The organism is Erythrobacter sp. KY5 (assembly GCF_003264115.1).
Lineage (GTDB): Bacteria > Pseudomonadota > Alphaproteobacteria > Sphingomonadales > Sphingomonadaceae > Erythrobacter.
This window is the reverse complement of the sequence record NZ_CP021912.1, coordinates 3,088,391-3,104,273: the sequence shown is the minus strand read 5'-3', so window position 1 is coordinate 3,104,273 and position 15,883 is coordinate 3,088,391. Positions and strand designations below refer to the sequence as shown.

Genomic DNA, 15,883 nt, shown 5'->3' with positions numbered 1-15,883 from the left:
ACCCAGTGATTGAGACCAATGGCCCTTGGATTGCCGCGTCGCCTGCGGCTCCTCGCAATGAGGAGCCAGACTGGAGCACCCCATGACCGTCCGCATCCGCGTCATCCCCTGTCTCGACGTCGCCGATGGGCGCGTCGTCAAGGGCGTCAATTTCGTCGATCTCAAAGACGCAGGCGACCCGGTCGAACAGGCGCGCGCCTATGACGAAGCGGGGGCGGACGAATTGTGCTTCCTCGACATTTCCGCCAGCCATGAAGGGCGCGGGACACTGCTCGATATCGTCCGGCGCACGGCAGAGGTGTGCTTCATGCCGCTCACCGTCGGAGGCGGAGTGCGCAGCGTCGAAGATGCGCGTGCGTTGCTGCTCGCAGGCGCCGACAAGGTTGCGATCAATTCCGCCGCAGTCGCGCGGCCCGAACTGGTGAGCGAGATCGCAGCGAAGTTCGGCAGCCAGTGCGTCGTCGCCAGCGTCGATGCGCGCCGGGTCACACCTGCAATTCCCGTGCAGGGCGAGGCACCCGAGCCAGGGCCGAAGTGGGAAATCTTCACCCATGGCGGACGCAAGCCGACCGGGATTGACGCTGTCGAATATGCCAGACAAGTCGCCGAGCTTGGAGCGGGCGAATTGCTCGTGACCAGCATGGACGGCGACGGGACGCAGACCGGATATGACCTGGAACTAACCCGCACCATCGCCGATGCCGTGAGCATCCCAGTCGTCGCCAGCGGCGGCGTCGGCAATCTCGACCACCTCGTCGAAGGGGTGCGCGAAGGCCATGCGAGCGCAGTGCTCGCCGCATCGATCTTCCACTTTGGCACCCACTCGATTGCCGAGGCGCACAAGGCGCTGCGCGATGCAGGCTTGCCTGCGCGCGGCGTTTGAGCGAGACCCCGCGCCCATGAGCACCCTGGAACGCCTCGAAAAGACCATCGCGCAGCGCCGCGCTGCCTCGCCTGAGACCAGCTACGTCGCCAAGCTCAACGCCAAAGGCCTGTCCAAGATCGCGCAGAAGCTGGGCGAGGAAGCGACCGAGGCGGTGATCGCGGCGGTCTCCGGCTCGAACGAGGAACTGGTGAGCGAAAGCGCCGACCTCATCTTCCATCTGCTCGTCCTGCTTCAGGCCAAGGGTGTCAGCCTCGACCACGTCCTTGCCGAACTCGACCGGCGAGAGGGGCTTTCGGGGCTCGAGGAAAAAGCTTCACGCCCCTGATTTCTGTCGCAAGGAGTAAATCATGCCGATCGACCCGACGCTGCCTTACGATGACGACAACATCTTCGCGAAGATCCTGCGCGGGGAAATTCCGTCGAACAAAGTCTACGAAGACGACTGGGCCTTCGCGTTCGAGGACATCAATCCGCAGGCGGAAATTCACACGCTGGTGATTCCCAAGGGCAAGTATGTCAGCTGGGACGATTTCAGCGCAAAGGCATCGGACGAGAAAATCGGCGGCTTTATCCGCGCGGTCGGCGAAGTGGCCCGCATGAAGGGCCTTGTCGAACCCGGCTATCGCCTCATGGCGAATATCGGCGCGCATGGCGGACAGGAAGTCCCGCACCTGCATGTCCATATCTTCGGCGGCCAGCCTCTGGGTCCGATGATAGCTCGTTAGCATTTCGCACACGCATCCGCGTGTGCGTCCTCGCTAGACGCGCAGCAAAGCTGCGCCCGCTGCGGGCGGGCAGTCGCCCTTGCGACGCCTGCGGCGTCGTTTCCGACTTCTAACACCTCACCGCAGCTGAGATTCGTTTCGTCCCCGTTCATGCGGCCAGCGACAAACGCACCTTTCCAGCGAATCTCCGCTGCGCTAGGTGGCTTTGCAACATGGTAAAACCAACTCCTCCGGGCGGCGTCATCGATGGTTCGCAGCACCTTTATGCGGTGCGCGTCTATTACGAGGATACCGACCTTTCAGGCATCACCTATCATGCCAATTATCTGCGCTGGTTCGAGCGTGCTCGCAGCGATTTGCTGAGGATGCTGGGCATCGACCAGCGCGCCGAGATCGAGGCAGGAGCAGATGGCGAAGGTGCGGGCGGTGCGTACGCCGTTTCCGAGATACATCTCAAATATCTGCGGCCCGCAAAGCTCGACGATGACGTGGTGATCACCACCACCTGCACCGAACTGGGCGCGGCAAGTTGCCGGATGCACCAGATTGCAAGGCGCGGCGAGGAAGGCCTGTGCGAAGCGACCTTGCGCGTCGGGTTCATATCGCTCGAAGGCCGGCCCAAGCGCCAGCCTGCCGAATGGCGCGAGGCCTTCAACCAATTCATGACACGAGAGGATAGCTAGAGAGTGCTGATTGACCTGTTGAGCGCCGGGCTCGCCGAAGCGGGGGCCACCTCTCTTGGGCCGACGCGGCTCGATCCGATTGAGCTGTTTCTGGCCGCCGATATCGTGGTTCAGGCGGTGATGATCGGGCTGATCCTTGCAAGCATCTGGACCTGGGCGATCATCGTGTCGTTCATGCTGCGCATCGGCAAGCTCAATTCCGCATCGCGCGGATACGAGGCTGAGTTCTGGGACACGCGCGACCGCGAAGCGATGCTGACCAAACAGCGCCGCGCGACAGTGCCATCTGCCCGCGTGGCAGGAGCAGGGCTCGACGAATGGCGGCGCTCAACCAAGTCAGGCGCGCCCGACCGCCCCGCCGCGCGCGAACGTATCGGCGCGGCGATGGAAAGCCAGGTCGCAGAGGAGGCCGACGAACTGGCGGGCAAGCTCAACTTCCTCGCCACGACCGGATCGGTTGCGCCGTTCGTGGGTCTGTTCGGAACCGTGTGGGGCATCATGAACAGCTTCTTCCAGATCGGCGCGCAGCAATCGGCATCGCTCGCAGTCGTCGCACCGGGCATCGCAGAGGCACTGTTCGCCACCGCAATCGGCCTATTCGCTGCTATCCCGGCGGTGATCGCCTATAACCGTTTCTCGAACGCGGTGAACCAGTACGAGGCAAAGCTTCACCGCTTCGCCGACAAGGTCCACGCAGGCCTGAGCCGCGAGCTGGATAGAGCGTAATGGGCGTCTCGCTTGCCTCTTCTTCGGGTGCGCGCTCTCGCCGTTCCAGCCGCAAGCGTGCGGCCATGGCGGAGATCAACGTCACGCCGCTGGTCGATGTGATGCTGGTGCTGCTCATCATCTTCATGGTGACGGTGACGCTGCCCGCCGTGGGCGTGCCGATCGAACTTCCCGAGAGCCGCGCCAATCCGGTCGAGGAAGCGCGGGAGCAGGTGACGATCAGCATCGACAGCGATGGCCGCGTCTATATCGGCGATGACGCCGTGCCGACCGGCGCTCTGCCCGATGCGCTGGCGACGCTTGACCGCAACGCGGCGGGAGAGCTGCCCACGATTGTCCTTCGCGGCGATCGCAGCCTCGATTATGGCCGGGTGATGGCGGTGATGGGTGAGCTTGGCCGTGCCGGCTTCACCTCGATCTCGCTGGTCACCGACGGTTCAGTTACTCCCCCATAGCGAGAGGCAGAGATGGGAGAGAGCACGTTCAGGACTGAAGACAGGATCGGGCTGATCGCCGCGATCGTGCTGCACGGCGCGCTGGTCGCGTTGCTTGCGGCGCAGGTCCTGTTCGCGCCTGAACCTTTCACCCCGCCGCAACGCGTCGCGGTGAGCCTCGCGACCGAGGTAAGCCTTGAATCGACCGCGCCCAATCCGGTGCCCGAAAGCCGCGCGGCGATTGCGCCGACGCTGACCGATATTCCTTCTCCGCCGGAGGAGGCCTCGTCGCAGCCTGCTGCGGAAACCGCGCCGCCCACACCGCCGCGCCCGCAAACGCGGACGCAACCTCGCACACAGGCGCCGCCCGACACCCGCGACCGCCGCCGTCCCGAAGAAACCCGCCAGCAACCCTCTCAGCGCCGCGCCGAGCAGCCCGCAGGCGGCAGCCGCATCGGCGACAACTTCCTCGAGGGACAGGGCAGCTCGACCCAGACCGATACAACCAGCGCCCCGGCAGCAACATTCGGCCGCGCGGAACGCGCCGCATTGGCATCGGCCATCACGCGCCAGTTGCGCCCGCACTGGAACGCGCCCTCAGGGGTGGAGGCCGAACTGCTTGAATCGGTGGTAACCTGGCAGCTCAACGAAGACGGCAGCCTCAAGGGCCGCCCGCGCTGCACCAATGTTTCCCGCAGTGTGACCGACAGCAATCGTCCACAAGCAGGCCTGCACTGCGAACGCGCAATTCGCGCGGTCCAGCTTGCTGCCCCTTTCAACTTGCCCGAGCAATTCTACAGTCGCTGGAAAGACCTCGAATGGGAATTCAACAGAAGGCTCTGACCCCATGAAGACCAAGATTTTCGTCACCCTCATCGCTGGCCTCATGGCCACGTCCGCGTCGATAACGACCGCTCAGAATCAGGACCTTGGCGAACCGCTTGGTGAAGGCGGTGAGGTCGAAGATATCGCGATCGAGGGCGACGATGGCGAAGAGCTTGGCCCGCTGCGCGGTACGGTCACTGACGAAAGCGACTGGCAGGACCTTGGCATCGCGATTCCCTCCTTCGCTACCGATGCAGACCGCCCGACCCCTGCGAACAGCGACGGCACCGCGGCGCTGGGCCGCGAGATTGCGCGGGTCATCACGGCAAATCTGCGCAACAATGGCCTGTTCAAGCCGACCGGTCCCGACAGCTTGCCCGAGCCGCGCTTTCAGCAGATTACCGCGCCCAGCTGGTCGAGCTGGACCGGGCGCGGGGCGGAGATGCTGGTGCATGGCTATGTCCGCGCGCGCGGCGATGATCGCCTGGTGGTCGGCTGCTATCTCTACGACGTCGCGCTTCAGGACGAGCTGATCCGCGAAGGCTGGGTGGTGCGCCCGGCAGACTGGCGGCGCGCGGCGCACAAATGCTCCGACCTCATCTATGCGCGCCTGACCGGAGAGAGCCCGTTCTTCGACAGCCGCATCGCCTATATCGCGGAAACCGGGCCCAAGGATAACCGGGTCAAGCGCCTCGCAGTGATGGATTCGGACGGCGCGAACCACCGCTTCCTCACCCTCGGCAGCGCAACCGCGCTCACCCCGCGCTATTCGCCCGACTATTCGAAGATCCTCTACCTGTCCTATGTCGACGGAAACCCGCGCATCTATGTCTATGACATCGGCAGCGGCCAGCAGACGCTGGTGACGGAGAACCAGAACCCGACGCTTGCGCCGCGCTGGTCGCCTGATGGTCGCCATATCCTCTATTCGATGGCCGTTGCGGGCAACACCGACATCTACCGCGTGCCAGTAACCGGTGGGAGAAGCGAGCGGCTGACCAATACGCCCGGTATCGACATCGGAGGATCGTACTCGCCCGATGGTCGCCGGATCGTGTTCGAAAGCGACCGTTCGGGAACGCAGCAATGCTACATCATGGATGCGGACGGTTCGAACCAGCGCCGCATCACCTTCTTCGGCGGGCGCTGCGCCACGCCTGAATGGAGCCCGCGCGGCGACCAGATCGCCTTCACGCGCATTGCAGGCGATTTCAACGTCGCCGTCATGACCCCATCGGGAGGGTCCTTGCGCGTCCTTACAAACGGCTGGCAGGACGAGGCCCCCACCTGGGCGCCAAATGGCCGGATCATCCAGTTTTTCCGGACCACCCGCGATGCCGGTCGTTCCTCGCTGTGGCAGGTCGACCTCACCGGCCGCAACGAAAGGAGATTGCCGACGCCGGTCGATGCATCGGACCCAGCATGGGGACCCATTCGTCCCTGATTGCGTTTTACCCCCACGAACTTACAAGGTTAAACCTGCCCGGTGCGCATTGCTGACCGGCTCCAAGATAGGAGAGCAAATTTATGACTTTCTCCGTTTCCAAAGCGGCCACGCTCGCTCTGATGACTTCCGCACTTGCGCTGGGCGCGTGTGCCAAGAAGGCTCCCGAAGAATTGCCGCCCGCGCCGGTTTCGACCCCGACGCCGACCCCGGCACCGGCTTCGACCGCTCCCACCGGCCCGGTTCCCGGAACACAGGGGCATTTCGAGTCCGCCGTCGGCTCGTCGAGCGTGATCTATTTCGACACCGACCGCTTCAACATCGACAGCACCGATGCAGCCGCGCTTCAGGCGCAGGCGCAGTATTTTGCCCGTTTCCCGCAGCTGACCTTCACGATCGAAGGGCACTGCGACGAACGCGGCACGCGCGAATATAACCTTGCTCTGGGTGAGCGCCGCGCCAATGCAGCGAAGAACTATCTGGTCAGCCTTGGGGTTTCGCCAAACCGCATCCGCACTGTCAGCTACGGCAAGGAGCGCCCGGTCGCGCTCGCTTCCAGCCCCGAGGCATGGTCGCAGAACCGCCGCGCTGCGAGCATCATCATCAACTGATCGCGATTACAAAACGATGCGCGCCCGTCTCTCCCGGCAGGGAGGGGCGGGCGTTCGCTTGTGCGCTGGAGCGTCTACTTCGCGCCGTTGCTGCTTGAAATGACCTGAGCGACGGGGCCTGTAGTGCCGATCTGCACGTCACGGTCCGCTCCGACCCGCGCGACTAGCGCGAGGCAGACCAGCGCGAGCGCTGAAAACAGACTGGATATGGTCAATTGTTGGCTCATCAGGTCCTGATCGTGCTGCCGCGCAATGCGACGAAAGTGTGAAGTATTAGTTGCAATGCAACATTTCACATCGCAACTGGTTCCACACCTTTCCAATCCGCGCCACCGACCCTAGGTTAGGCGCGTGATTTATCCGACCAACTGCATCAGCCCCGCCGGCCACAGCCCCACTGCGCACTGCCATGCCTAAGGCACGGCGTTCCAACGACTGGGGTTTTCCGCGCTGGCGTGGCTACGGCTCTTCGCGCGAGACGACCAATGTGCGCATCTGCGACCGTCACGGTTGCGATGAGCCGGGCAATTGCCCTGCGCCCAAATCACCCAACAGCCCGGATCGCTGGTATTTCTGTCAGCAACACGCCGCCGAATACAACAAGGGCTGGGACTATTTCGAGGGTCTCGACAAAGAGCAGAAAGAAGAACGCGCAAAGGCCGAACGCGCCGAAAGTGCCGGATATGCCGAGGCTTCGCATTACGGCTGGACCGGATCAGGCGATGGGTCGCGCTCGGCAGATGAGATGCGCGCGCTCGACGTGCTGGAGCTTGAAGCCGACGCCGATTTTGCGGCTATCAAGAAGGCGTATCGCACCAAGGCGAAAGTCGTGCACCCCGATGTAAAACCGGGCGACGAAGAGGCGGCAGCCGAGTTCCAGAAACTCCAGGTCGCCTACGAAGTCCTGCGCGCTGCCGAAGAACGGCGGGAATGGAAAGGTTAGCCTGCACTAGCCGAAATCCAGCGTTTGCCGCAGACTTCAATCACACAAATATATAAAGCGATGGCGGCTGTTGTATTCATGGCCCGGCATGGCCATCTAATAATCAGCTACCAGTCGTAATCGACGGTGATCGCTTTCTACTTCGAAAGCCCTTTCCTTCAGTTCCGCCTCATAGTCGCAGCCGGGTCAATTCTGGCGCGCTGCAAACTCGTATGAAGGAATGACACATGGCACACTTTGGCAAAATCAAGAGCTACGACAGTAGCATGGGCGCAGGCTCGATCACCGCAGAGAATGGCGGCGACGTGCTCAGGTTCAAGAAGGCCGACCTTCAACAGGAAGGTCAGGTCCCGAAGGTCGATCAGCGTTACAGCTACGAAACGAAGGAAGTCGATGGCGGGAAGAAGTCCGCCGTGAACCTGCAACACCAGCAGGGCGACGGCCAGAACCAGAAGGATCAGGCCAGCAAACAGCAGGGCTGACAACAACGCAGGGCCGGGGGGCAATCATCCTCCCGGCTCACGCTTCCTTCTCTCTTGCAAGGGTGCACCGAGATGCCGATGAACCAGTTTCTTTTCGATCAACAGCTTGCCGCCATGAAGGTCGACCGTTCTGGCTGGCTGCATGAGCGCAGTCTCGCAATCGAGCTGATGGAAGCGCGTGCGAAGAGGGTGGCCGACTGGCGATTTGAGAACGGGCTGTCCAATATGGGATGGCCTGGCGAGGGCGGTTCTCCTGTCTCAACAGGTCGATAGAAGGAACGCGTTTTCTGCCGCTGCCTCTGGGCAGTCTGGCGCAACCTGAAAAATGCAGGCCTACGAGCAATCCTGATCGAAGCTTAGTCCTTTTCGCCTCCAAAAGCGGTCTTGCCATCGCGCGGGCTTGTGGTGATCGCGGCTGGCGGATTGTCGTTCCACCACGGCACATCGGTCCAGGGCCGCACGTCGACCTCGAAGCTCCAGCAGCTGCGTGGTTGGTGGGCGATATGCCAGTACGTCTCCGCGAGAGCGGCGGGGTCGACAATCCCGTCTTCTCCCTTCGACGCCTTGAACGCCTCATATTTGTCGCCAAGCAGCCGGCCCAGCGTGTCCGGCGCATCGACAGGCGCATCGACCACGACATGCGCGACATGGATGCCCTGAGGAGCGAATTCGGCGTTGAGTGACTGGCACAGCATGCGCCGTCCGCCGATAGCCGCCGCGTGGCTGTGCTGGCCCGCATTGCCGCGCATGGCGGAGGTCGCGGACGTGACAAGCAGCACGCCGCTGCCTCTCTCAACCATCGCGGGAAGCATCGCCTGTCCCAGACGAAACAGCGCATAGCTCGTCATCCGCCAGCCAAGCTCGAACGCCTTGTGCGAGGTATCGAAGAACGCGCGATTGCCGATTTGCGCCCCGAGATTGAACAGGCAAACCGCGATCGGGCCGATATCGCGCTCGGTCGTCTCGACCAATTGCTCGATCGTGCCATCCTCGACCGCGTTGATAAGCGTGCCGGTGGCCGAGCCGCCCTGCGCTTCGATCTCGGAGACGAGCTTTGCCAGCCCGTCCCCATCAGATCGGCGCGCAAGGACGATGTGATATCCGCCCTTGGCAAAGCGTATTGCCGTGTTGCCGCCAATTCCAGCGCCTGCCCCCAGCACCAGACATACGGGCTTTCTCTCGTCGGTCATGGCATTCCTCTCGCTTTGTGCGGCGAGAGTTAGGCCGAAAGATCAGACGCAGTCCAGCGCCTGTTCGAAGTCGGCGATAAGGTCGTCTGCATCCTCGATCCCGATGCTGATGCGCACCAGACTGTCCGAAATGCCGAGCATCTGGCGCCGCGCATGTGGAACCGACAGGTGGGTCATCGAAGCGGGATGGCTCGCCAGCGTCTCTGTCCCGCCGAGGCTGACCGCGAGCTTGGCAATGGTGAGGCTATCGAGGAAGCGGAAGCATTCGGCCTCGCCGCCTTTCAGGAAAACGCTGAAGGTCGAACCAGCGCCGAGGCAATGGCGGTCATAGATGTCCTGCTGGCGCTTATCCTCGATCATGCCGAGATAGCCGAGCCCCTCGACCTTCGGATGTTGCTTGAGGAAAGCGCAGACCTTGGCCGCGTTTTCGCCGGCGCGCTGCATGCGCAATTCGACCGTTTCAAGGCTTCGCAGCAGCATCCACGCGGTGTTGGGATCGACGATGCCGCCCATCGTGTTGCGCAGCGCGCGCACCGGGTCCATCCACTTCTGCGCGCCGGCAATAGAGCCCGCGACCAGATCGGAATGCCCGCCCACATACTTGGTCAGCGAATAGGCGACGATGTCTGCGCCATGGTCCAGCGGGCGCTGCCACAGCGGCCCGAGGAACGTATTGTCGATCGCGATCGGGCACGACCAGTCGAGCGAAGCATCGCGCGCGGCCTTTACCGCCTCGATATCGACCAGCGCATTGGTAGGGTTGCCCGGGCTTTCAAGGTAGATCATCGCAACCTTGCCCCCGTTTTCACTCGCCTGCTTCTTGGCGCGCTCAAGCACCTCGTCCAGCTCTTCGCGGCCCGCCCCTGCTGGAAAGTCGATATAGGTGACGCCGAACTTGGAGAGCACTTTCGCGACGAAACCCTCGGATGCGGCATAAAGCGGGCCGGAATGGACGATCACGTCGCCCTGGCTCACATATGCCATCATCAGGATGCAGATCGCGGTCATCCCGCTGGAGAAGGTCAGCGCATCCTCCGCGCCGTCCCAGATCGCGAGCCGGTCTTCGAGGATTTCCTGGTTCGGGCCGTTAAAGCGCGAATAGACAAGCCCTTCCGCTCCGCCCGGCCGCTTTCCCGTGATGCCTTCGAAGTGACGCTTGCCATCCGCCGCGCTTGGGAAAGCAAAGGTGGAGGTGAGAAAGATCGGAGCCTTGAGCGAGCCTTCGGAAAGCTCGGGATCATAGCCGTGGCCCATCATCAGCGTGGAGGGTTTGAGCGGGCGGCCCGCGATCTCGGTGCGCTCGGGCTTGGGCTTGCGGCGCGGAGTGGGGGTGTCGGTTGCGTCAATGGCGTCGGTCATGGGAACGCGTCGTCCTTCCTGAATAACGCTCCCAGGAAGGCAGGAGCCGATTGGCAGGACGAACGGGGCGCCCGCTTCTAACCTCCGCAGAAGCGCCTCTCCCCTTCGCCTGTTGGCTCAGGAATTATCGCGCACTGGTTGCGCTTGCAACCGGTTTGAAGGTCGCATTGTCTAGTATGATGTGGGCAAAACCAGCGCCCCTTTGCCATGCGTGTCACATCGCGCGGGGGCGCAGGGTTCTTGTCGAGGCCTATTCGACTTCAGGCGGCGCTTCGCCTTCGGAATATTCGCCATTGCCATAGATTACCATGCCGGTGCGAATGCCCCGCTTCGCGGCCCGTTCCAGCTTGTACTGACGCTCAATCATGAGACGCTGGATCGCGAGATGTGGGCGATTGCGGACCGAAATGGCGGCAGACACCCCAATCGTGTTCGGATCGCAGGCCCCGCGGCACTGGATGATCTGCAGCGGTGAGTAGACCATCTCTTTCTCACCGCGAGACAGGTCGGCAATATCGGTTTCCAGATCCGTGTAAGCGACCTGTTGCGTCTCAGAGACCAGCTCTCGCACGTCCTCGCGCCCATATTGCGACAGGTGCGCGCGCAGGCTGTCATTCTCGCTGAAATAGAACGGCTCCGCCTCCTGATAGATCGGGCTGACCCGCAGCGCACCGCCCCAGCGTTCGACACCGCGCAGCGAATTCACGAATTCCTCGGCTGACAGCGAAAGCAGGGCGTCCACATTGTCGCCGGTAAAGGCGATCCGCTGGATCGAGGGACCGCCGATCGCTCCGCGCCAGAAGCCGTAGATGACTTTCGGATCGCGCCAGTTTGGATACACGATGCCTTCGCGAATCTCGCGCGGCGAAAGCGACACGCCTGCGACTGTCACCAACTTGGCGTCATCAATCGAGGCATCGAGCTCGCTCAGCGGATATTCTTTCGCCAGCGCCTCTACGACGGCAACGTTGTGGAGGTTCAGCCAGAAGGCCAGCTGTTCATTGCGCGGGATCGCGGTGAGATCGAGGTCGGACCCCACGCGTTCAAGCGCTGCGCGATAATCACTTATCCCGGTCAGTATCTCGTCATTGAGGAACGAGAATGCGACACGGTTGCCTTCAAGACGAAAGCGCGATTCGTGACCATAGATCCGCCGGGTCCCTGTGGTCGGATTGACCCGGGGTGCACCTTGGCGCACGGACGGCCCCATTGGAACGACCATCCATGCCAGCGCCTCGTCCCAGTGTTCATAGTCGATGCGATGTTCGCGGCGATCGGCTTGCGGGGCGAAACGGGTAAGCGCCGTGTCGACCCTAGCCGTGCTGCTGCCTGCCTGAGATTGCGCTGGAGCGACCGCTGCCGGACTTTCAGCGGCAAGCGGCGCGACAAGCCCCGCTGAAGCAGTCAAAGCTGCGGCGAAACGAAGTTGCGGGGACTTGATCATTTAATGCCTCCACCTGACAAAATACGTCCGAGAATCAGGAGTTTACCCTTAATTGATGGACTCGCGCTGAACGCGAGCAGCCTAGGCCATCAGGCATATGACCTAGTGGAGCTATTCGACCGCGTTCTTGTTCGGCGGGTCGCCCGGCAAGTCTATGTTCGAAAAGATCACGCGGCCTGTCGGCACTTCCTCGCGGCGCAGCACCTCAAGCTTTCGCTCTCGCTGGACCAGCAGAAGCGCCGCACCCGGTGGAATGCCGGGGCGGCTGCCACTGGATGAGCCGTTAAGATAGTTTGCCCCGCGCGATCCGCCTGACAGATCGGCGATATCCTGCTCCGCGATGGAGGCGCGCACCATGCCCGTCTCGGCGAGGATTTCCGCGACTTCCTCATTGGCGTATTCGGCCAGATGCGCACGCAGGTCATTCTCGAAATCGGGGAAATAGAAGGGCGCTGCTTCGGTGTAGAGCCGCGAGACGTCGAGTTGGTCGCCGCGTTTCTGCGTGCCGCGCAGCGAGTTCACGAAATCTTCTGCCGCCAGGTCCAGAAGCGATCCGACATTGTTGCCGGTATAGGCCATGCGCTCAAGCGCCGGCCCACCGATTTCGCCGCGCCAGAAGCCGTAGATGACTTTCGGGCTCTTCCAGTTGGCGAAGACTATCCGCTCGCGAATGTCCTTGAGGCTCATCGGGACGCCCGCAACCGTGATGAACTTCGCGCTGTCGAGCAGCACACCGTCCACCTCGATCCGGTGTGGCTGGCGCACGGGCCATTCCGCCGCAATCTTCTCCATCAATGCGACATTGTGGAGGTTGATCCAGAAGGCGAGTTGTTCGTTGCGCGGCAGGGAGGAGATGTCGAGCTTGTCGCCGACGCTTTCGAGGTCGCGGCGATATTCGGCAAAGCTTTCGATGGTCTCGGTCTGAAAGCTGGAGAACGAAACCATCGAGCCTTCGAGCCGGTATCGCGAATTGTGCCCCTGACGGACGCGCGTGCCCATCGGCGGAGTTTCCGCATAGGGCCGCGACCGGGTGGAAGGCCCCATCGAAATCACGATATTCTTGAGCGCGAAATCCCAGATCTCGTAATCGATCCGGTGACGGATCGGATCGTTGGTGGGCACAAAAATGGCAAAGGGATCGGCGCGCGCTTCTTCAGGCTGACCTGAGGCATACATGGCGCCAGCTTCTTGTGCCGCCGCCACGGGCGCGCAAGTCAAAGCGATCAGGCATGCGCCAAAGAGTGCAGCTTCGCGGATTGGATTCATAAAAACGCGTCCTTATTCGACAGCGTTCTTATTCGGCGGATCGCCCGGGAGGTCAATATTGGAGAAGATGACACGGCCTGTCGGGATGTCCTGGCGCTCCATGCGTTCAAGCTTGCGCTCGCGATCGTTGAGATGCAGCCAGAGCGGGATCGGGACACGGCTCGACGGGGCATCGTCGTAGAACAGCGGATTGCCTTGCGTGGAATTGAAAAGGTAGTTTGCAAAGCGCGCTCCGCCAGACAGGTCGGCGATCGTGCCATCCTTGATCGAGGCGGTGAGCGTGCTGGTCCTGGAAAGGATCTCGCTGACTTCCTCATGCGCGTAAGATGCGAGGTGCGCGCGCACATCGGTCTCGAAATCGGGGAAGTAGTATTCGCGCGTTTCGTCGTAAAGCGTCGATACATCGAGCCTATCGCCGCGCTTCTGGGTTCCTCTCAAGGAATTGACGAAATCTTCCGCCGCAATATCGAGGAGCGAGTTCACATTGGCCGCAGTGTAGGCCTCGCGCTCGAGGGCGGGTCCGCCCATGTCACCGCGCCAGAAACCGTAAATGACCTTCGGGCTCTTCCAGTTGGCGAAGACGATATTCTCACGAATGTCGCGCAGGCTCATCGGAATGCCGCGCACGGTCAGCCACTTGGCATCGTTGAGCGGCGCACCATCGATCTCGATCTCTGCCGGTTCGCGCGTGGGCCAGTTGGTTGCGAGCTGCTCTAGCATCGCAATGTTGTGGAAGTTAAACCAGAAAGCCAGTTGCTCGTTGCGCGGCAGACTGGCGATGTCGAGCGTGTCGGTGATCCCCTCCAGCTCGCGCCGGTAGTCGGTAAAAGCGGCCTTCGCATCATTCTCCATGAACAGGAACATGACTTGGCTGCCCTCAAGCCTGTACGGCGATTTGTGTCCCTGCCTGATGCGGGTGCCCACCGCTTCTGCCCGGCGGAATGGCAATTGGCGCGTGCTCGGCCCCATTGCGATGACGATGTTCTTCAAGATGTAATCGTAATTCTCGAAGTCGATGCGGTGGCGAACCGGAGCGTCGGTCGGGGTGAAGATCGCGAACCGGTCGTCAGCAGCGGGCCTCGTGCCTTCGGTGGATGCAGGGATGTAGGATGCGGGCTCTTCTGCGCTGCTTTCAGGTCGTTCCTGTGGGACCATGCTTTCCGCAGCAGCAGGCATAGCGGAAAGCGCGACGATGCTCGACGCGGCGATGGAAAGGGCGGGGAGACGAAAGCCGGGCATGAGGAAACGGTTCCTTGCTGCAATCAATGATGCGACATTACATGCCTCAAAAACCCCGACTTTTCAATTATGTAACAATATTTCGCGGTTAAGTAAGAAAAGGCCGCAGAAACCACGCTGGTTCCTGCGGCCTTTTTCTGATGCTGAGACTTTCCGGTCTGTCTTATTCGACTTCGCCGTCACCCTCCGGATCGCCGGGCAGGTCGATGTTCGAGAAGGTGACCGTTCCGGTGCGGCCCTCGCGGATGATGCGCTGGAACTTCTCTTCACGCTGGGCGAGCAGGCGCTGCATGCTCTGCGGAATGCGGAAGCTTGCCTGGTTGCCGTCGGCGCCCTGGATGTTCTGGTAGCTCGGCTCACGCACGCCACCTGCAAGGTCGGCGATGTCGGGTTCGCTCACCGAGGCTTCCAAGCGGGTGGTGCCGGCGAGCAGCGCGGCTGTGTCCTCATCAGCGTAGGTTGCAATATGCGCGCGCAGGTCGGCTTCGAAATTGTCGAAGAAGAACGGCGCTGCCTCGCGGTAGAGTTCCGACACCTCAAGGGTCGAGCCGCTTTTCTGCGTGCCGCGAAGCGAGTTCACGAAGTCACGCGCACCGCGATCGAGCAGGCGGGCGACATTGTCGGCGTTGAACGCTTCGCGCTGGATCGAAGGACCACCGATCTCGCCGCGCCAGAAGCCGTAAATGACCTTGGGATCGCTCCAGTTGGCAAAGACGATCTTTTCGCGAATGTCGCGCGGGCTCATCGCGATGCCTTCGACGGTGATGAAGCGGGCTTCGTCAAGCGGAACGCCGCCGATTTCGATCTCACGCGGCTGGCGCACGGGCCATGCATCGGCGATCTGTTCGATCATCGCGACGTTGTGGAGATTGATCCAGTATGCGAGCTGTTCGTTGCGCGAAAGCGACTGGATATCGACCTTGTCGGCGACGCTTTCGAGGTCGCGGCGATATTCGCCGAAGCTTGCGCGGATGTCGGCATCGAGGAAGCTGAACATGATGCGCGAGCCTTCGAGGCGATAGCGCGACGTGTGCCCGTACTGGCGACGCGTGCCAAAGCTCTGCGGCGGAGAGCCCGCGGTCTCACGAAGGCTCGGCCCCATCGAAACGACCAGGTTCTTCATCGCTTCGTCCCAGATCGAATAGTCGATCGTGTGGTCGATCGGCGCGCCCTTGGGTGCGAAGGTTTCGAACTGGGGGTCGGCGGCAGGCTGTGCCTGCGCGGTCGCCGGAACGCCGGTCATCGCAAGGGCCGATGCTGCCAGCAGAAGAGCCTGAATGCGGGGCATGTGCGTCGTATTCCTTCCTGAAATGGCCGACCCTTCTTCAACGGGGTCTTTGGCGGGGTGGTCGGCCGGGGGACGGGGCCTGGGGAGTGATCTGGTGTTGGTCAGAGGAGTGGGACCGGTGCGTGGGGGTGTGCCCGAAAGTTCGCATAAAGGGCATCGCACCGGTCCGCGCCTCTGGTGTCAGTGTATAACCTGAAGAACGCCGGGTGTGTTCCCGGCAATCGGACGATACCTGTTTTTCGTCGAAAGCGATTGTCGTTCGTCGTTCCAGATCAGCGCTTTGTTGGCTCGGCAACATCGCTCGCCCATCCGGCAGCTGCGTGCTTTTGTTTGGAAAT

19 protein-coding genes are annotated in these 15,883 nt (G+C 62.0%); 12 read left to right on the top strand and 7 right to left on the bottom strand.

The window, feature by feature from the left end:
* Positions 1 to 82: 82 nt before the first annotated feature.
* The 9 genes from hisF to pal all read left to right on the top strand — a co-directional run bounded on the left by hisF (position 83) and on the right by pal (position 6,334).
* Positions 83 to 883: an imidazole glycerol phosphate synthase subunit HisF gene (gene hisF, locus CD351_RS14610; protein WP_111993315.1), complete on the top strand. Its 801-nt coding sequence runs from the start codon at positions 83 to 85 to the stop codon at positions 881 to 883.
* A gap of 16 nt (positions 884 to 899) precedes the next feature.
* Positions 900 to 1,211 (top strand): phosphoribosyl-ATP diphosphatase, encoded by a 312-nt coding sequence (locus CD351_RS14605; protein WP_111993314.1) that lies wholly within the window; start codon positions 900 to 902, stop codon positions 1,209 to 1,211.
* A gap of 22 nt (positions 1,212 to 1,233) precedes the next feature.
* Complete coding sequence (locus CD351_RS14600) at positions 1,234 to 1,611, top strand: histidine triad nucleotide-binding protein (protein ID WP_111993313.1); 378 nt, start codon at positions 1,234 to 1,236, stop codon at positions 1,609 to 1,611.
* Between the two features lie 212 nt (positions 1,612 to 1,823).
* Positions 1,824 to 2,294, top strand: a complete 471-nt coding sequence (locus CD351_RS14595) for a YbgC/FadM family acyl-CoA thioesterase (protein WP_111993312.1) — start codon at positions 1,824 to 1,826, stop codon at positions 2,292 to 2,294.
* Positions 2,295 to 2,297: 3 nt separating this feature from the next.
* Positions 2,298 to 3,020 carry a protein TolQ gene (gene tolQ / locus CD351_RS14590; RefSeq protein ID WP_111993311.1) on the top strand — a complete coding sequence of 241 codons (723 nt, stop codon included), beginning with the start codon at positions 2,298 to 2,300 and terminating at the stop codon, positions 3,018 to 3,020.
* Complete coding sequence (locus tag CD351_RS14585; RefSeq protein WP_111993310.1) at positions 3,020 to 3,475, top strand: biopolymer transporter ExbD; 456 nt, start codon at positions 3,020 to 3,022, stop codon at positions 3,473 to 3,475. Before tolQ ends, CD351_RS14585 begins: the two co-directional genes overlap by 1 nt.
* Positions 3,476 to 3,487: 12 nt before the next feature.
* On the top strand, positions 3,488 to 4,297 hold the full coding sequence (locus CD351_RS14580; RefSeq protein WP_111993309.1) for an energy transducer TonB: 810 nt from the start codon (positions 3,488 to 3,490) through the stop codon (positions 4,295 to 4,297).
* 4 nt (positions 4,298 to 4,301) lie between these two features.
* Entirely contained in the window at positions 4,302 to 5,723 is a 1,422-nt protein-coding gene (tolB, locus tag CD351_RS14575; protein WP_111993308.1) for a Tol-Pal system beta propeller repeat protein TolB, read from the top strand.
* Between the two features lie 83 nt (positions 5,724 to 5,806).
* Positions 5,807 to 6,334 carry a peptidoglycan-associated lipoprotein Pal gene (gene pal, locus CD351_RS14570; RefSeq protein WP_174214278.1) on the top strand — a complete coding sequence of 176 codons (528 nt, stop codon included), beginning with the start codon at positions 5,807 to 5,809 and terminating at the stop codon, positions 6,332 to 6,334.
* A 74-nt stretch (positions 6,335 to 6,408) separates the two neighbouring features.
* On the opposite strand, the gene CD351_RS15800 is transcribed toward pal, so the two are convergent.
* On the bottom strand, positions 6,409 to 6,561 hold the full coding sequence (locus CD351_RS15800) for a hypothetical protein (RefSeq protein ID WP_162627761.1): 153 nt from the start codon (positions 6,559 to 6,561) through the stop codon (positions 6,409 to 6,411).
* Between the two features lie 182 nt (positions 6,562 to 6,743).
* Between CD351_RS15800 and CD351_RS14565 the strand changes: the two genes are divergently transcribed.
* The 3 genes from CD351_RS14565 (at position 6,744) to CD351_RS14555 (ending at position 8,032) form a co-directional block, all read left to right on the top strand.
* Positions 6,744 to 7,277, top strand: a complete 534-nt coding sequence (locus CD351_RS14565) for a J domain-containing protein (protein WP_111993307.1) — start codon at positions 6,744 to 6,746, stop codon at positions 7,275 to 7,277.
* 227 nt (positions 7,278 to 7,504) lie between these two features.
* Positions 7,505 to 7,759 carry a cold-shock protein gene (locus tag CD351_RS14560; RefSeq protein WP_111993306.1) on the top strand — a complete coding sequence of 85 codons (255 nt, stop codon included), beginning with the start codon at positions 7,505 to 7,507 and terminating at the stop codon, positions 7,757 to 7,759.
* 78 nt (positions 7,760 to 7,837) lie between these two features.
* On the top strand, positions 7,838 to 8,032 hold the full coding sequence (locus CD351_RS14555; RefSeq protein ID WP_234027153.1) for a hypothetical protein: 195 nt from the start codon (positions 7,838 to 7,840) through the stop codon (positions 8,030 to 8,032).
* Positions 8,033 to 8,115: 83 nt separating this feature from the next.
* Here CD351_RS14555 and CD351_RS14550 read toward each other — a convergent pair whose 3' ends face one another.
* The 6 genes from CD351_RS14550 to CD351_RS14525 form a co-directional block, all read right to left on the bottom strand.
* Positions 8,116 to 8,949, bottom strand: a complete 834-nt coding sequence (locus tag CD351_RS14550) for an SDR family NAD(P)-dependent oxidoreductase (RefSeq protein ID WP_111993304.1) — start codon at positions 8,947 to 8,949, stop codon at positions 8,116 to 8,118.
* A gap of 42 nt (positions 8,950 to 8,991) precedes the next feature.
* Positions 8,992 to 10,308 carry a cystathionine gamma-synthase family protein gene (locus CD351_RS14545; protein ID WP_111993303.1) on the bottom strand — a complete coding sequence of 439 codons (1,317 nt, stop codon included), beginning with the start codon at positions 10,306 to 10,308 and terminating at the stop codon, positions 8,992 to 8,994.
* Between the two features lie 250 nt (positions 10,309 to 10,558).
* Positions 10,559 to 11,752 carry a DUF547 domain-containing protein gene (locus tag CD351_RS14540; RefSeq protein ID WP_111993302.1) on the bottom strand — a complete coding sequence of 398 codons (1,194 nt, stop codon included), beginning with the start codon at positions 11,750 to 11,752 and terminating at the stop codon, positions 10,559 to 10,561.
* Positions 11,753 to 11,863: 111 nt separating this feature from the next.
* A complete protein-coding gene (locus CD351_RS14535; protein WP_111993301.1) occupies positions 11,864 to 13,018 on the bottom strand; it encodes a DUF547 domain-containing protein in 1,155 nt (384 codons plus the stop codon).
* Positions 13,019 to 13,030: 12 nt separating this feature from the next.
* The gene (locus tag CD351_RS14530; protein WP_111993300.1) at positions 13,031 to 14,257 is read right to left on the bottom strand and encodes a DUF547 domain-containing protein; all 1,227 of its coding nucleotides are present in this window, start codon (positions 14,255 to 14,257) and stop codon (positions 13,031 to 13,033) included.
* Positions 14,258 to 14,420: 163 nt separating this feature from the next.
* The gene (locus CD351_RS14525) at positions 14,421 to 15,545 is read right to left on the bottom strand and encodes a DUF547 domain-containing protein (RefSeq protein ID WP_111993299.1); all 1,125 of its coding nucleotides are present in this window, start codon (positions 15,543 to 15,545) and stop codon (positions 14,421 to 14,423) included.
* Between the last annotated feature and the right edge of the window lie 338 nt (positions 15,546 to 15,883).

What these genes read in the sequence shown, in the direction of transcription:
- hisF (WP_111993315.1), top strand. Translation starts at nt 83, where the DNA reads ATGACCGTCCGCATCCGCGTCATCCCCTGTCTCGACGTCGCCGATGGG.
- CD351_RS14605 (WP_111993314.1), top strand. Translation starts at nt 900, where the DNA reads ATGAGCACCCTGGAACGCCTCGAAAAGACCATCGCGCAGCGCCGCGCT.
- CD351_RS14600 (WP_111993313.1), top strand. Translation starts at nt 1,234, where the DNA reads ATGCCGATCGACCCGACGCTGCCTTACGATGACGACAACATCTTCGCG.
- CD351_RS14595 (WP_111993312.1), top strand. Translation starts at nt 1,824, where the DNA reads ATGGTAAAACCAACTCCTCCGGGCGGCGTCATCGATGGTTCGCAGCAC.
- CD351_RS14585 (WP_111993310.1), top strand. Translation starts at nt 3,020, where the DNA reads ATGGGCGTCTCGCTTGCCTCTTCTTCGGGTGCGCGCTCTCGCCGTTCC.
- CD351_RS14580 (WP_111993309.1), top strand. Translation starts at nt 3,488, where the DNA reads ATGGGAGAGAGCACGTTCAGGACTGAAGACAGGATCGGGCTGATCGCC.
- tolB (WP_111993308.1), top strand. Translation starts at nt 4,302, where the DNA reads ATGAAGACCAAGATTTTCGTCACCCTCATCGCTGGCCTCATGGCCACG.
- pal (WP_174214278.1), top strand. Translation starts at nt 5,807, where the DNA reads ATGACTTTCTCCGTTTCCAAAGCGGCCACGCTCGCTCTGATGACTTCC.
- CD351_RS15800 (WP_162627761.1), bottom strand. Translation starts at nt 6,561, where the DNA reads ATGAGCCAACAATTGACCATATCCAGTCTGTTTTCAGCGCTCGCGCTG.
- CD351_RS14565 (WP_111993307.1), top strand. Translation starts at nt 6,744, where the DNA reads ATGCCTAAGGCACGGCGTTCCAACGACTGGGGTTTTCCGCGCTGGCGT.
- CD351_RS14560 (WP_111993306.1), top strand. Translation starts at nt 7,505, where the DNA reads ATGGCACACTTTGGCAAAATCAAGAGCTACGACAGTAGCATGGGCGCA.
- CD351_RS14555 (WP_234027153.1), top strand. Translation starts at nt 7,838, where the DNA reads ATGAACCAGTTTCTTTTCGATCAACAGCTTGCCGCCATGAAGGTCGAC.
- CD351_RS14550 (WP_111993304.1), bottom strand. Translation starts at nt 8,949, where the DNA reads ATGACCGACGAGAGAAAGCCCGTATGTCTGGTGCTGGGGGCAGGCGCT.
- CD351_RS14545 (WP_111993303.1), bottom strand. Translation starts at nt 10,308, where the DNA reads ATGACCGACGCCATTGACGCAACCGACACCCCCACTCCGCGCCGCAAG.
- CD351_RS14540 (WP_111993302.1), bottom strand. Translation starts at nt 11,752, where the DNA reads ATGATCAAGTCCCCGCAACTTCGTTTCGCCGCAGCTTTGACTGCTTCA.
- CD351_RS14535 (WP_111993301.1), bottom strand. Translation starts at nt 13,018, where the DNA reads ATGAATCCAATCCGCGAAGCTGCACTCTTTGGCGCATGCCTGATCGCT.
- CD351_RS14530 (WP_111993300.1), bottom strand. Translation starts at nt 14,257, where the DNA reads ATGCCCGGCTTTCGTCTCCCCGCCCTTTCCATCGCCGCGTCGAGCATC.
- CD351_RS14525 (WP_111993299.1), bottom strand. Translation starts at nt 15,545, where the DNA reads ATGCCCCGCATTCAGGCTCTTCTGCTGGCAGCATCGGCCCTTGCGATG.